General features: G+C 61.4%; 16 protein-coding genes. 8 read left to right on the top strand and 8 right to left on the bottom strand.

Going from position 1 to position 14,548, the window contains the following annotated elements; translation table 11 throughout:
* The first annotated feature begins 15 nt into the window (after positions 1–15).
* Positions 16–507 (top strand): DUF2244 domain-containing protein, encoded by a 492-nt coding sequence (locus FEV16_RS05885; protein WP_138166707.1) that lies wholly within the window; start codon positions 16–18, stop codon positions 505–507.
* Here FEV16_RS05885 and FEV16_RS05880 read toward each other — a convergent pair.
* From FEV16_RS05880 to FEV16_RS05870, 3 genes are all read right to left on the bottom strand, one after another.
* Positions 504–1,145: a DedA family protein gene (locus FEV16_RS05880; protein ID WP_138166706.1), complete on the bottom strand. Its 642-nt coding sequence runs from the start codon at positions 1,143–1,145 to the stop codon at positions 504–506. The two genes, FEV16_RS05885 and FEV16_RS05880, sit on opposite strands and share 4 nt — an antisense overlap.
* A gap of 104 nt (positions 1,146–1,249) precedes the next feature.
* Complete coding sequence (locus FEV16_RS05875) at positions 1,250–1,609, bottom strand: hypothetical protein (RefSeq protein WP_138166705.1); 360 nt, start codon at positions 1,607–1,609, stop codon at positions 1,250–1,252.
* Positions 1,610–2,023: 414 nt separating this feature from the next.
* On the bottom strand, positions 2,024–2,464 hold the full coding sequence (locus FEV16_RS05870) for a VOC family protein (RefSeq protein WP_138166704.1): 441 nt from the start codon (positions 2,462–2,464) through the stop codon (positions 2,024–2,026).
* Between the two features lie 118 nt (positions 2,465–2,582).
* On the opposite strand from FEV16_RS05870, the gene FEV16_RS05865 reads away from it, so the two are divergent.
* Genes FEV16_RS05865 through FEV16_RS05855 form a run of 3 tightly spaced genes read left to right on the top strand, consistent with a single transcriptional unit; the run spans position 2,583 to position 5,498 of the window.
* Positions 2,583–3,983, top strand: coding sequence for a cation diffusion facilitator family transporter (locus FEV16_RS05865; RefSeq protein WP_138166703.1), 1,401 nt, complete (start codon positions 2,583–2,585; stop codon positions 3,981–3,983).
* A gap of 46 nt (positions 3,984–4,029) precedes the next feature.
* Positions 4,030–4,287, top strand: coding sequence for an exodeoxyribonuclease VII small subunit (locus tag FEV16_RS05860; protein WP_138166702.1), 258 nt, complete (start codon positions 4,030–4,032; stop codon positions 4,285–4,287).
* Between the two features lie 44 nt (positions 4,288–4,331).
* On the top strand, positions 4,332–5,498 hold the full coding sequence (locus FEV16_RS05855) for a DUF2235 domain-containing protein (RefSeq protein ID WP_138166701.1): 1,167 nt from the start codon (positions 4,332–4,334) through the stop codon (positions 5,496–5,498).
* Between the two features lie 17 nt (positions 5,499–5,515).
* On the opposite strand, the gene FEV16_RS05850 is transcribed toward FEV16_RS05855, so the two are convergent.
* From FEV16_RS05850 to FEV16_RS05835, 4 genes are all read right to left on the bottom strand, one after another.
* On the bottom strand, positions 5,516–7,156 hold the full coding sequence (locus FEV16_RS05850) for an alpha-D-glucose phosphate-specific phosphoglucomutase (RefSeq protein ID WP_138166700.1): 1,641 nt from the start codon (positions 7,154–7,156) through the stop codon (positions 5,516–5,518).
* Between the two features lie 133 nt (positions 7,157–7,289).
* A complete protein-coding gene (locus FEV16_RS05845; protein ID WP_138166699.1) occupies positions 7,290–7,625 on the bottom strand; it encodes a hypothetical protein in 336 nt (111 codons plus the stop codon).
* A gap of 133 nt (positions 7,626–7,758) precedes the next feature.
* A complete protein-coding gene (locus FEV16_RS05840; RefSeq protein ID WP_138166698.1) occupies positions 7,759–8,229 on the bottom strand; it encodes a cyclic nucleotide-binding domain-containing protein in 471 nt (156 codons plus the stop codon).
* Positions 8,230–8,301: 72 nt separating this feature from the next.
* Positions 8,302–8,937 (bottom strand): winged helix-turn-helix domain-containing protein, encoded by a 636-nt coding sequence (locus FEV16_RS05835; RefSeq protein WP_138166697.1) that lies wholly within the window; start codon positions 8,935–8,937, stop codon positions 8,302–8,304.
* A 197-nt stretch (positions 8,938–9,134) separates the two neighbouring features.
* Here FEV16_RS05835 and FEV16_RS05830 point away from each other — a divergent pair, with 197 nt between their 5' ends.
* Complete coding sequence (locus FEV16_RS05830) at positions 9,135–9,677, top strand: L,D-transpeptidase family protein (protein ID WP_138166696.1); 543 nt, start codon at positions 9,135–9,137, stop codon at positions 9,675–9,677.
* A 45-nt stretch (positions 9,678–9,722) separates the two neighbouring features.
* Here FEV16_RS05830 and FEV16_RS05825 read toward each other — a convergent pair whose 3' ends face one another.
* Entirely contained in the window at positions 9,723–10,394 is a 672-nt protein-coding gene (locus FEV16_RS05825; RefSeq protein WP_138166695.1) for a YggS family pyridoxal phosphate-dependent enzyme, read from the bottom strand.
* Between the two features lie 190 nt (positions 10,395–10,584).
* Here FEV16_RS05825 and FEV16_RS05820 point away from each other — a divergent pair, with 190 nt between their 5' ends.
* From FEV16_RS05820 to FEV16_RS05810, 3 genes are all read left to right on the top strand, one after another.
* Positions 10,585–11,148: an HdeD family acid-resistance protein gene (locus FEV16_RS05820; RefSeq protein ID WP_138166694.1), complete on the top strand. Its 564-nt coding sequence runs from the start codon at positions 10,585–10,587 to the stop codon at positions 11,146–11,148.
* Positions 11,149–11,290: 142 nt separating this feature from the next.
* A complete protein-coding gene (gene leuS, locus FEV16_RS05815; protein WP_138166693.1) occupies positions 11,291–13,927 on the top strand; it encodes a leucine--tRNA ligase in 2,637 nt (878 codons plus the stop codon).
* Positions 13,914–14,540 carry a hypothetical protein gene (locus tag FEV16_RS05810; protein ID WP_246657194.1) on the top strand — a complete coding sequence of 209 codons (627 nt, stop codon included), beginning with the start codon at positions 13,914–13,916 and terminating at the stop codon, positions 14,538–14,540. Before leuS ends, FEV16_RS05810 begins: the two co-directional genes overlap by 14 nt.
* Positions 14,541–14,548: the final 8 nt, after the last annotated feature.

The following is a 14,548-nucleotide window of genomic DNA, read 5'->3' as shown; positions in this document are numbered from 1 at the left end:
GCGCCGGCGGGAGAAATGTCTGACCCCTTCGAGCGGAAAATTTACGAAGCGCGGCTGACGCCGCACCGATCGATGACGCCGCACGCTTTCTATCTTTTCATCCTGATATTCTGTCTCGGCCAGGTCCTGTTTGCGCTGCCTTTCTTTTTTATGGGGGCCTGGCCGGTCGCGGGCTTCATGGGCCTTGACGCTCTCGGCCTCTATCTCGCCTTTCGCGTGAGCTTCCGCGCCGCGCGCAGCCACGAGACCCTCGATCTCACGCCGCTCGAACTCGTCTTTGCGCAGATCGGCGCGCGCGGGCAGCGAAGGGAATGGCGGTTCAACCCGTCCTGGGTGCGGCTCGAGCAGACCGTGCATGAAGAATTCGGCACTGAGCGGGTCGAATTGGTCTCGCGCGGCGAGAGCGTCGAAATCGGCGCCTTTTTGGGGCCTGACCAGAAGGCGGAGCTGGCGCTCGAACTCAATCGTGCGCTCGTCGACGCGAGGATGGGCGCGCGTTTCAGCTAGCGCCGCTGGCTCAGTATTGCGTCGGCTTCGCGTATCAGGCGCGCCTCATGGCGCTTGTAGTAGCGCCAAAGCATGAAGAGTCCGATCGCTAGACCGCAGGCGAGGGCGATTGCAATCGGACCTTTGATCTTTTCGAAGCCGGCGGTGAGAAAATAGGCCCCGTAGCCGAAGACGCAGGCCCAAACGACGCCGCCGGCGGCGTTGTAGATGAAGAAGCGGCCGGGCGGCAGATGATTTGCGCCGGCGAGCGAGGCGGCGAGAATCCGCAACAGAGCGAAGAAGCGCCCGAAAAACACGATGGCCCCGCCCCATCGGTAAAACAAATATTGTCCTAAGCGCAGTTTCTCGGGCCCGAGCCCAACATAATGGCCGTAGCGCTCGAGCAGCTTCGTGCCAAATTCCCGACCCATCCAATAGCCGAAATTGTCGCCGACGATTGCGCCTGCGGCTGCGGCCACAACGATGTCTTCGATGGCCATCGCCCCGGAGAGCCGCGCCAAAATCGCCGCGCCGACGAGCATGGTTTCGCCGGGCAACGGAATCCCGGCGCTTTCGAGAGCCACGACAAAAAAAATCGCCCAATAGCCAAAGGTCGCAAGGATGGCGGCGATCTGCGCCTGATCAAGTAGATGCGGCATCACCGGCCAGGAACGAGACGGCTCTCGACTTTCATATAGGCCTGATGAAGAAAAGGGCGACATCGCCGCAGCGACGCCGCCCTTTCAAGTTGAAAGGCTGGCGGTCAGTGATACCGCAGCGCATTCTCACGCGCGGCGCTGAACCCATAGGGTGGCGTGGCGGCGACTGCTTCGCCGTCTAAAAAGAAAGGGTCCCGCTCCAGCGCCGCTTCGAGCACTTCACGCAAGCCTCTGAGCAGAGGCTGGTCGTCACGGACAACTTTGACGCGAAGCGCCTCTTGCGCCGCTTCGTCGGACCGGCTCGCGAAGTCCCGCACCGCGAGGACGACGAACTTGCCCACGCTGAGGCCTTTCTCGCCGGCGACCGCGCGCACCCGTTCGGCGAAGTGTCCGCCGATGCACGACAGCGCGGCTTGAGCGACCTTGTCGTTAGAGCAGGAATTGATCAGATCCAGGATGACCATGATGACCTCCGCCCTTGACCCCGTTCCCCAGTTCTCGTTGGTCGCGGACGCTTTGCCCCGCGACATTTGTTCCAGTTCACGCGCCGCAGCGCGCGTCTGTTTAGGCAAGCTGTCCAGTTAAGCTGGACGTCATCTTTAATAAAATTGCCGAGAATCTCCTCATCCGCTCTCAGGATGGGATCTCAAAGCCGGCGCCAAAAACCGACCTACGCTCCAAGCCGCGGCTGATTACTTTCTAACTGAAAGCCGTGACAGCTTCGCGACGAAAGTTCGTCAGCATATCAACAACATATCGATTGGCCGAGCGAAGGCCACAGCTCGACCTCTGACTCAACTCATGGCCGGAGCAATAGTTCCGAGAGGCAAAAAAATTCGTAGCTGCAGCGCAAAAATTTTAGGCGCCGCAAAAAATGCTCACCAATTGCCGATATTCGGCGCCGACGCCCAGGGTTCAATGGGCGGCAGCGGCGCGCCTTTTTGCAGCAGTTCGATCGAGATCATGTCCGGCGTTCGCACGAAAGCCATATGGCCGTCTCGCGGCGGCCGGTTGATCGTCACCCCCGCCGCCTGCAGACGCGCGCAGGTCTCGTAAATATTCTCGACGGCGAAGGCGAGGTGCCCGAAGTTTCGCCCCCCGGCATATTCCTGCTCATCCCAGTTGTAGGTGAGCTCGACCAGCGGCGCGTCCTTTTCCTTGGCGCCAGCGGCGTCGTCGGGCGCCGCGAGATAGACGAGGGTGTAGCGCCCCTTCTCATTTTGGGTGCGACGCACCTCTTTCAGTCCAAGCAGTCCACAAAAGAAATTGAGCGAGCGGTCGAGGTCGCCGACCCGAATCATGGTGTGCAGAAATCTCATCGTGCGGCTCCTATCTCATCGGTCGGCCATAGTTCTAACATTGGGCGGGGCGAATTTGCGCACCTGCTCGTCGCTTGCTAGAGGGCTGGCGTTCCAGAACTTAGAGTGGCGCGTTTACGTGACCGAGACGAAAGCTCTTCCCAGAGCGCGAACGAGCGTCAAGCTCGCGGCCGCCAAGGCGTCGATCGCCGCCAGCGCTTTGCTCGCAGTCGCCAAACTTGCCGCTGGACTATGGTCCGGCTCGCTTGCGCTCCTTTCAGAGTCCGGCCACGCCTTCGTCGACACCGGCGCGACAACGCTGACCTATTTCGCCGTGCGCGAAGCGGAGAAGCCGGCGGACGCAGAACATCACTACGGCCACGGCAAATATGAGGCGCTCGCCGCGCTGATCGAAACCGGCTTCCTATTCGGTCTCGCGCTGTTCGTCGTCGCCGAAGCGTGGAGACGCCTACAAGAAAAGAATGTCGAGATCGACGCCGGTTGGCCAATCTATGGCGTTCTCCTCATTTCGATCGTCATCGACTACGTGCGTGCGCGTCAGTTGCACCGCATCGCAAAAGAGGAGTGTAGCGACGCCCTGGCCGCTGACGCGCTGCATTTCGCCAGCGATCTGGTGTCGTCGACGCTGGTGCTCATCGGCCTCATTGCGGCGCATTATGGGTTCGAGCGCGGCGACGCGCTGGCGGCGCTGGGCGTCGCGGCCTTCATCGCCGTCGCCGGTTTTCGGGTGGGCCGACGCACCATCGACACTTTGCTCGACGCCGCGCCGCGCGAACTCGCGCCGCACGTCGAAAGGGCGATCGCCGAGGCGCCGGGCGTTATCGCAATCGATTCGTTGCGGCTGCGCACAATCGGACCGGACATCGTCGGCGAAGCGACGATTGGGGTGGCGCGCGGACTGCGCGTAGAACAGGCGGCGCGGATCAAATCGGCGGTCTCTGAGGCCATCGCCGGCGTGACGCCGCGCGCGCATGTCACGCTGTCGGTCGAGCCGCGCGCGCTCGATGACGAAACGATCGCGGAGCGCATCCTGCTGGTGGGCGCGCGCCGACATATTCACGCGCATCACGTCATCGCCCAGCAGGTCGACGGCCGCCTGTCGATCGGCGTCGATATTGAACTCGACGGCGCCATGACGCTTGGCCGTGCGCACGCCATCGCCACCGATTTCGAATGCGCGCTGCGCGACGAATTCGGCGCCGACGCCGAAGTCGAGACGCATATCGAGCCGCTGGAAATGCATCTGCTCTCGGCGCAAGCCGCGGATCGGGCCGCCGCCGGCGCAATCGAAGCGGCGATTGCGCGCGTCGCCGCTCAGACCCGACCGCCCGCGCAAGTCGGCGACGTTCGGGTCCGCAAGACGGAAGGAGGAATTGTCGTCAATTTCCGCTGCCGACTCAACTCCGCCGTTTCCGTGCAAGACGCTCATGACGCGCTCGACGAAATAGAGCGTCGCACGCGCGAGGAATTTCCGGCGATCCTGCGCATCGTCGGGCGCGCCGAACCGGATAATCGCTGAGCGCGCTGCGTAGCCAAGGACGCGCGCTTCGTCTATGAGAGAACCCATGACGCAGGAGCCCGACGCGAACGCAGACATCGCTTCGATGCCTTTCGAACAGGCGATGCAGGAACTTGAGCGCATCGTCGGCGATCTCGAAAAGGGCGCCGTCTCGCTCGACGAGTCGGTGAGGCTCTATGCGCGGGGGAAGGCGCTCCAGGCGCGCTGCGAGAATCTCCTGGCGGAGGCTGAAGCCCGCATCGAGAAGATCACCCTTGGCGAAAACGGCCAGCCGACGGGCGTCGCGCCTTTCGACGTAGAGTGATAAGTTTCATAATGTGATTTTGCATTTGTATAAGGAATATTGCCATGGCCAAGAAGCTGGTCATTTTCTGCGACGGCACGTGGAACGAGCTGATCGAGCGCGGCACCAATGTTCTGCGAACTTTACAAGCCATCGAGAGCGCCGACGATAAGGGCGCCCCGCAACTCGTGCATTACATTGCAGGCGTGGGCACGCGTCGCGGCGAAAAATTCAAGGGCGGAACTTTCGGATACGGCATTTCTAACAACATTAAGGATGCCTACTCCTTCCTTGTAAGCAATTACGAAGAGAATGATGAGGTATACCTTTTCGGGTTCAGCCGAGGCGCTTACACGGCGCGCAGCATTGCAGGTCTAGTCCACAATCTCGGCATCCTTAGGCGATGTAACATGCCATTGGTTTCGATCGCTTACGATCATTACAAGGACAAGTCGGATTGTTGGAGACCAAAGGGCGCAGATGCGGCGCAGTTCCGCAGTGATTACTGTCATCCTTGGCCCGTGAATATCCGTTTCCTCGGCGTATGGGACACAGTCGGCGCGCTGGGCGCGCCTTACGGCGAATTCCTTGGATATCTCGTCGATAAACTGTTTGGGTGCAGCTTCCACAACGTGACATTGAGCGAAAGCGTGCAAAGCGCATATCACGCCTTGGCCGCGGATGAGCGTCGTTGGCCGTTCCGTCCGACGCCGATCGAGTTCACCGATTACCATCGCCAACGAAACGAAAAGAATCTCTCGGAGCGCAAGTTTGCGCTTTACAAGCAAAAGTGGTTTCCCGGCGTGCATTCCAATGTCGGCGGCGGCTACCGCGAATATGGATTGTCGGATTGCGCATTGGAATGGATGGTGGAATGCGCGCGCTTGAACGGACTTAATATCGCGCCGCTGGAAAAAGCGAAATTTTCCAAAGATCGCCTTTTCAAAAAGGATTATTCGCAGCCCATCGAAAAGAGCCAGAAGCTCTATTACCAACTGCTGACGGCGACCTTTGTCAAAGCGCCGTCGCTGCTCGGCCTAAAGTCTGTCTATCCTCGCTGCGACTACGAGCTCGTGAAACACCTCACTTGGGGGGGCGAATATATACGTCCCGTAGGACCCGATGAGGATGTGGAAGCGGTGTTAGAGAAGTGCGCGATTGATCCAAACTATCGCCCCGCCAATGTGCAGATACCGCAGGCCGCTCGTTCCCGCGTTCTTGAGTCGGCGTAGTTCTCATCGCCGCTCGCTCAGGTAATGACGCTCGGCGCGGCGCGCCGAGTGTAGCGCTCGATCTCGGCGAGTTCGCGCGACAGCGTGATGAGGTCGGCGAGCGCGGCTTGAGTCTCCATATATTGCCGCGCAGGATCGGGTTCGAAGCGCTCGATATAGACGCGCAGCGTCGCGCCGGCCGTGCCGGTGCCTGATAGCCGATAGACGATTCGCGAGCCGTCGGCGAAAATCACGCGCAAGCCCTGATGCCTCGAGTCGGAGCCATCAACGGGATCGTGATAAGCGAAGTCGTCGGCCTTCGCGACTTCCAGAGCGCCGAAACATTGGCCTTTGAGCGTCGGCAGGCGATCGCGCAAAGCTTCGATCAGCGCATGCGCGCCGTCGCTTGCGACTTCCTCGTAATCATGACGCGAATAATAATTGCGCCCATAAGTCGTCCAATGTTGCCGGACGATGGCGTCGACGCTCTCCTTGCGCGCAGCGAGTATGTCGAGCCAGAACAGCACCGCCCATAGCCCGTCCTTTTCGCGCACGTGATCGGAGCCGGCGCCGGCGCTTTCCTCGCCGCAGATCGTCACAAGGCCCGCGTCGAGCAGGTTGCCGAAATATTTCCATCCCGTCGGCGTCTCATAAAGCGGAACGCCAAGCTTTTCCGCGACGCGGTCAGCGGCGCCGCTCGTCGGCATAGAGCGCGCAATTCCTGCAACGCCCTGGCGATAGCCTGGCGCGACTGTCGCGTTGGCGGCGAGAATCGCGAGACTGTCCGATGGCGTGACGAAACGGCCACGGCCGATGATGAGATTGCGATCGCCGTCGCCGTCTGACGCCGCGCAAAGATCGGGCGCGGCGTCAGACATGGCAAGATCATAGAGATGCTTGGCGTAGACGAGGTTGGGATCGGGATGATGGCCGCCGAAGTCGGGCAGGGGCGTCGCATTGATGACGCTGCCCGGCCGCGCGCCAAGCTCTTTTTCGAAGAGCACGCGCGCATAGGGGCCGGTGACAGCGGACATGGCGTCGAATTTGAGGGTCAGCCCTGAGCGAAAGGCGTCGCGGATGCGATCGAAGTCAAAGAGGGTCTGCATCAGCGCTTGGTAATTCGCGACGCTGTCGACGACATCGATGCGCATGTCACCGATCGTGGTCTCGCCGAGCCTATCGATGTCGACGTCTTGGGATTCGACGATCTTGAATGAGGCGATCTCGCGTGTGCGCGCATAGATCGCTTCCGTCACCTTCTCAGGCGCCGGACCGCCGTTCGCCACATTATATTTGACGCCGAAGTCGCCATGCGGGCCGCCCGGATTATGGCTGGCGGAGAGCACAATTCCCCCGAAAGCCCTGAGCGAACGGATGAGCGCCGAGGCTGCAGGCGTGGACAAGATTCCGCCTTGTCCGATGACGATGCGGCCGACGCCATTGGCGGCGGCGATCTTCAGGATCTTTTGGATGGCCTCACGGTTAAAAAAACGGCCGTCGCCGCCAACGACGAGCGTTGCAGCCTGATATCCGTCTAAAGCGTCGAATATCGACTGAATGAAATTCTCGAGATAATGGCGCTGCTCGAAAACCTGGACTTTCTTGCGCAGACCAGACGTGCCCGGGCGCTGGTCGGCAAAGGGCGTCGTTGCGATCGTCGTCGCGTGTGAATTCCCCATTTGGACGGAGGCCTCGCGTCGTTATTGGCGCCACAATCGGCGCGGCGTCCGCTTCTACAATTCGCCTCCGGGTACGGCAAAATGGCGGCGCAGAAGCTCCACGCCGCCATTCAGATTCTTTAAAGCTTTGAGCTTACCAGCCCCAGCCGCCGTAATAGGGATATCCCCATCCGTTATAATAATAACCAGGGTAGTACCCATAGCCGTAGCCGTAAGGATAGGCGCTGGAAGCCGCCAGGCCGGCGCCAAGAAGTCCGAGGCCGACGCCCGCAGCGACGGCGGCGCCTGGATTGTAATAACCGCGACGCCAGCCCCGGCGATACCAAACATTGTCGACAGGGCTTGAGGGCGCCACGACCGACCGATCCGGCGCGCTCATTGGTCCAGCGAGCGTTTCAGTAGGAAGGGCCGTCGCGAGAGTCGCGCTGCAAAGCGCGCCCGCAAGCGCCAATTTAAGGCCTCTGTGCATTATCTATCCTCCTCTTGGCGCGGCGTTCCGCCGCGCTGCGCCGCAAACCCAACTTGAGCTTGCGTGTGGGTAGAACTCAGTTAGGCGCGATTCGATCCGATACGAGTGGGTCTCAATGAATTTTTTTTGAGATTTAGGTTAAACTGCTGATTTCGATATCGAATGCCGAAGCCTCGACGCCGGCGTTGTGAACGAAATCCAAAAGCCTTTGACGAAAGAAGTCGCGAACGTGCGCGGCGGTCGCTGGATGCTGCTCCAAAATTAAATGAAACAGGGGCCGCAGGATCCTGAGCACGGTAGTCGGCTCGCGAGCGATGGCGGCGGCTGGGCGCATCGACGGCGCCACAAGGGCGGTTTCGCCGATCAGCGTCCAGGGCCGAACGATCGTCGACTGCGGACGCCCGTCGTCGTGCGGGTCGAGCGCCATTGATCCCATGGTGAGCACATAGCCGCCGTCGGAAATTTCGCCGCGTCGAAACAGCACGTCACCGGCCCGCAGCAGGCGTGTTTCTGCCGAAAAGGCAAGCATGCGCAGGGCGTTGGGCTCGAAGATCGAAAACAAGGGAATGCGCGTGAGATTGTCGATATCGTCTTCCAGCGTCATGGATTTTTTTGTTTCGGCGCTCCCCAGCATTTCTATATGCGGCTCAATATGCGGCGGCCTCAGGGCATAGGGTCAAAACGCTGAGTTTTCTTCGCTCGCGGCGGCGAGCCGGTAGCCGTCGCGTTCCGTTTTGAGCCAACGCGGTCGATCGGGGATCGGCTCCAGTTTGCGTCTTAAGCGGTGGATATGCGTTTCGAGCGTGCGGGTCGACATGTTCGGACCGTAGCCCCACACGTCGCGAAGCAGCGCCTCGCGAGAGACTGTCGCGCCCTGCGCGCGTGCGAGCCTTGCGAGGATGGCGGCTTCTTTTTCGGTGAGCTTGACACGCGCGCCCGATGGCGTCCGCAGTTCGCCGGCTTCGAAACGATACGGTCCGACGTCGGCTGAGGCAGGCGCGGCGTCTATGAGCGTGACGAGTTCAGCAAAGCGGAACGGGCGCAGAATCACGGCGTCGACGCCCTCTGGCGGCGATCTACGTGCATCAGCGATCAGCACGATGCGAGTCTTGCAGCCGCGTGCGCGCGCACCGGCAAGCGCATCGGGGTTGAACTGCGCCTCGTCGAAGATTGCTGCGTCCGGCCATTCTTCGGCCGTCGCGCCGAGGCCGCCCACGCGCAGCGCATAGCGGCCAAGCGCAGCGAACTGCTCGACGAGGGTGGCGCGCAACTGCGGTTCGGCGGCGATGCTGAGGGTGCGCGGAAGTGACATGGGCCGTCGGTCGCTGCTCGCTTGGAAAAGAGTATTCCTGCTATAGGCGGTCACGCGCGCCGGCGAGCGGCGCATAGAGCGCTTCCCGATCACATGGAATCATGTGATCGATAAGGAATCGCTCAAAATCAAAACATGGCGCAGGTTCTCACCGAAAAAGTCTGTCAACTTTTTCGGAACCTGCTCTAGAACCCATCATGCTTCGGCGATCAAAACGGGCGAAACCTGGCGGACTGGCTCTGCTGCGCGTGGCGCGGCGTATCGGCGGGCGCCCGCATGAGGGACGGCTGATCGCCGGGTCGCTCGTTCTTCCTTGCGCGCTCGGCCGCACCGGAGTCACACGCGACAAACGCGAGGGCGACGGCGCGACTCCAGCCGGCCGCTGGCCGCTTCTCTATTTCTACCTGCGCGAGCCTATTCCGTTGCGCCTGCCGTGGCGGCGAACGCGACGGGGCGATCTCTGGTGCGACGACCCGCGCTCGTTTCTTTACAACAAGCCGCTCCGCGCGCCATCGCGCCTCGGGCACGAAGAAATGTGGCGCAAGGACGCGCTTTATAACGCCGTGGGCGTAATGGATTACAATCTTCGGTCCCGCGCGCGCGGCCGCGGCAGCGCGATTTTCTTTCATATCGCCGCCGAAGAGCTTTCCCCGACCGCTGGCTGCGTCGCTCTGCGGGCGCGCGATATGGCGAGGCTTCTGCCGAGATTGGGACGCGAGGTCGCGCTGCTGATCGGATAGGCGAGACCGACGCTCTCCCCTCAAGAGGGAGGGTGGGCCTATCCGTCAGGCCACATAATCCCGCTCGCCCATGATCGCCGAGCCGACCCGGACATAGGTCGCGCCGAGCTGGATCGCGAGTTCGAAATCCGAGCTCATGCCCATGGACAGTTCGCTCAATCCATTGCGGGCGGCGATGTCGGCGAGCAGCGCGAAATGCGGCGAGGCTTGCTGGTCGACGGGCGGCACGCACATCAGCCCTTCAATTTGCAGCCCATAATTGTCGCGGCACGCGGCCAAAAAGCCGTCGGCGTCCTCGGGGAGGATACCCGCCTTTTGCGGCTCGGCGCCGGTGTTGACCTGTACAAAGAGCCGCGGGCGCTTGCCTGTCTTGGAGATTTCATCGGAAAGCGCTTTGGCGATCTTCTCCCGATCGACGCTCTCGATGACGTCGAAAAGCTCCACGGCCTCGCGCGTCTTGTTCGATTGGAGTGGGCCGATGAGATGCAGTTCGATATCCGGATATTTTTCCCGCAGCTTCGGCCACTTCGCCGCGGCTTCCTGCACCCGGTTTTCTCCAAAAATGCGATGGCCGGCCTCGAGCAGCGGAAGGACCGCCTCGGCTGGAAAGGTCTTGGTGACGCAGACAAGGCGCACGGAGCGAGGCTCGCGGCCGCAGTCCGCTGCGGCGCGGCATATCGAGTCGCGCGTCGACTCAAGGCGATCTAGGGCTCCCATGGCGGCCGAAAATCGCGATTTCCGTCAAAGGGTCAAGCGCCAAATCTTTTGCGCCTTCGCAGTGCGGAACTTCGTTCATCTCCGCGCGTTAAGCTGCCGGCGGGGGCAGATGCGGGATCGTCGCGACATTCATAAGTGAGAAACGCTCCCGCCATATCAGTGATTATTTCCACAATATTGGAGGCCGACAATGGTGAATGACAGCCTGGTTTATGAAGACCGCACGATGCATCTGCATCATCTGCGCCGCAAATGGGGATGGATCGTCGCGCTCGGCGTCCTGATGCTCGTTGGCGGCCTGTTTGCGCTCTACGACGTCACGACCGCCACGCTCGTGACTGTGTTTTACGTCGGCGCGGCGATGCTCGTCGCCGGCGCAATGGAGATCATCACCGCCGTTCAGATCCGGCCCTGGACCAGGGCGCTGCTGTGGGGCGTGATCGGCATCATCACGGTCGTCGCGGGTTTCCTGGTCTTTCGGGACCCGTTGCTTGCGGCGGTGTCATTGACCGCGATCATCGGCGTCGCGCTAATCGTCGCCGGGCTGTTCAAGCTGATCCTCGCCTGGCACATTCGGGACGTCGGTCCGTGGGGCCTTGTGGCCTTCTCCGGACTTATCAGCATTGTGCTGGGCGGCATGATCCTGGCGCAGTGGCCGATGTCCGGCCTTTATATCCTCGGGCTCTTCCTCGCGATCAATCTGATCTTCGAGGGCGTCAGCTGGATCACCGTCGGCCTTTCGGCGAAGGCTTGAGCGGGTGAGAAGAAGGCAAGGGGCCGCTCGTCGGCCCCTGAATTTCCGTAACCGCGCTGATGGCGTCCGCCTTTGACATCCCTTTGACCCCCCGGCATTAGAGGCGCACTCCAGAAAGAATTTGACCGGACGCGCCAGCCAGATGAGACCCGAACGCTATAATTTCGCCGAGGCGGAGCCGCGCTGGCAAAAGATTTGGGAAGAAAAACAATCTTTTAAGGCAGGCGTTAGTCCCGACGCCGCGAAATATTACGTGCTCGAGATGTTCCCCTATCCCTCGGGCCGGCTGCACATGGGGCATGTGCGCAATTACTCGATGGGCGACGTTATCGCGCGCTTCATGCGCGCCAAGGGCTTCGACGTCTTGCATCCGATGGGATGGGACGCTTTCGGACTTCCCGCCGAAAACGCCGCGGCGCAGACCGGCGCGCATCCCGCGCAATGGACCTACGCCAATATTGCGGCGATGCGGGCGCAGCTCAAAACTCTGGGCCTGTCGCTCGACTGGTCGCGCGAGATCGCGACCTGCGATCCCGAATATTATGGGCGCCAGCAGAAGCTTTTCCTCGATTTTCTCAAAGCTGGGATCGTCGACCGCAAGAAGTCGAAGGTGAATTGGGACCCCGTCGACATGACCGTGCTCGCCAATGAGCAGGTCATCGACGGACGGGGCTGGCGCTCGGGCGCGCTCGTCGAGCAGCGCGAACTGACGCAGTGGTTCTTCAAGATCTCGTCCTATTCCGAAGAGCTGCTGACGGCGCTCGATACGCTCGACCGCTGGCCCGACAAGGTGCGCCTCATGCAGCGCAATTGGATCGGGCGCTCGGAAGGCATGCTCGTGCGCTTCGCGCTGGCCGAGGCGCTTGGAAAGACGCGAGAGATCGAAGTCTTCACCACCCGCGCCGACACGCTCTTTGGCGCCAAATTCGTCGCGCTCGCCGCCGACCATCCGTTGGCGAGGGCCGCCGCCGAAAGAGACCCCGCGCTCGCCGCCTTCGCAGAGGAGTGCCGACGCGGCGCGACATCCGCTGAAGCGATCGAGACCGCCGAAAAGAAGGGCTACGACACGGGATTGCGCGTCGTTCATCCCTTCGATCCGAACTGGACGCTGCCTGTCTATGTCGCGAATTTCATTTTGATGGATTATGGCACAGGTGCGATCTTCGGCTGTCCGGCCCATGACCAGCGCGACTTGGATTTCGCGACGAAATATGGGCTTGGCTTCAAGGTTGTCGTCTGCCCGGAAAATCTCACACCGCAACAGCTCGAAAAGCAGATCGCCGAAAGCGGCGAAGCCTTCGAAGCCGATGGCAGGCTGGTGAATTCCAGCTTTCTCGACGGGCTCACTGTGCCGGAGGCGAAGGAAGAGGTCGCGAACCGTCTCACAACGACGGCGCTGTTTGACCGCCCTCAAGGTGAGAGGAAGGTCAATTTCAAGCTGCGCGACTGGGGAATTTCGCGCCAGCGCTATTGGGGGTGCCCGATCCCGATCATCCATTGCGAGACCTGCGGGCCGGTTCCGGTTCCCGAGGCCGAGCTGCCTGTGAAGCTGCCGGAGGACGTCTCATTCGATCAGCCGGGCAATCCGCTCGATCGCCATCCGAGCTGGAAAAATGTTCCCTGTCCCTCGTGTGGCGCGCCCGCCCGACGCGAGACCGACACGATGGACACTTTCGTCGATTCGTCCTGGTACTATGCGCGCTTCGCTGATCCGCACAATGAAACGGCGCCGGCGGCCGCCGAAGCGCTCGCGCGCTGGCTGCCGGTCGATCAATATATTGGCGGCATCGAGCACGCGATTTTGCATCTTCTCTATTCGCGTTTTTTTGCCCGCGCCATGCGCGACAGCGGCCATGCCGCGGTCGCCGAGCCCTTCGCCGGGCTCTTCACCCAGGGCATGGTCGTTCACGAGACCTATCGCGCGCCGGACGGCCAATGGGTCGCGCCCTACGAGGTTCGCATCGAGGCGAAGGAAGGGGGCCGCCGCGCATTTCTGACCGACGGCGACGTCGAAATCGAAATCGGCCCGATCGAGAAAATGTCGAAGTCGAAAAAGAACACGGTCGATCCCGACGATATCGTCGCGAGCTATGGCGCCGATACCGCGCGCCTCTTTGTCCTGTCGGACAGCCCGCCTGACCGCGACGTCATCTGGTCGGACGAGGGCGCGCAGGGGGCCTGGCGTTTTGTCCAACGCTTGTGGCGCCTGACCGGCGAATTGGGACGGGTCGCGGCGCCCCTCGGGGCTGAGCCGCCGGCGGCGTTTCACGATCTCGCGCTCGCCGTGCGCAAGGCGACGCATCGTTCGATTGCTCAAGCGAGCGAAAATATCGAGCGGCTGCGCTTTAATAGCGCCATCGCCCGCATCCGCGAATTCGCCAATGAGCTGACGAGCGCGCTCGACGCCGTGACTGAAACGCCTGTCCCGGCCGATCTCGCCTTCGCCTTCCGAGAGGCGGCGGACGCGCTCATTCGCCTTGTCGCGCCGATGACGCCGCATGTCGCCGAGGAATGCTGGGCCGATTTGGGCCATAAAGGCCTGGTTGTTGAAGCGCCTTGGCCAGTTGCCGATCCTACCCTTGTGGCGCAGGAGATGATAAGCCTGCCGGTGCAGGTCAACGGCAGAAAGCGCGCCGAAATTCTCGTCGCGCATGACGCCGACGAAGAAACGATTCGCAAAGAGGCTTTGGCGCAAGATGGCGTTCAGCGCGCCATGGAAGGCAAGCCCTTAAAGAAGTTCATTCTGGTTCCGAAGAGGATCGTCAATGTGGTCGTTTAGCAAAGCGGCAATTGGCAAGTCGGCGGTCGGCGGTCGTCCTACTGCCGATTGCCGACTACCGGCGGCCTTCTTCCGGCATGTGGCGGTTCTATGCATGGCGCTTATGGCCATGCCGCTTTCCGGCTGCCTGCAGCCGCTTTACGCGCCAGTGGCCCCAGGCCTCGACGCCTCGCCTCTGGCGGCCGAGCTTCAATCGATCGCAGTCGACGAAATTCCGTTGCAGCTTGGACATTATGTCCGAAACGAGTTGATCTTCGGTCTGAACGGCACCGGCTCGCAGCCGCCGCCGCGCTACCGGCTGATGGTTACGCTCCGCGAGCGCGTGCAGACGCCGATTCTCGACACGGTGACAGGTCGCGCTACTTCGGCGGCGGTGATCGTCGACGCTGAATATCGGCTCATCACCATCCCTGGCGAGGTGGAGGTGACGAAGGGCATTGCCTTCAACATTGCAAGCTACGATCGTTTCTCGAACCGCTTCTCCAATGTGCGCGCCGCGCGCGACGCAGAGATTCGCAATGCGCGGGTCATCGCCGAATCGATCCGCACTAGGATTGCGACGGTGATGGCGGCGCGTCTGTCGTCCGGCCCGCCGCCTGTTCTCCCCAATTGATGGGAGAA

This window comes from Methylocystis sp. B8, from assembly GCF_005771425.1.
Lineage (GTDB): Bacteria > Pseudomonadota > Alphaproteobacteria > Rhizobiales > Beijerinckiaceae > Methylocystis.
The sequence above is the reverse complement of the archived record's forward strand: the minus strand, read 5'-3'. Positions and strand labels throughout refer to the sequence as shown.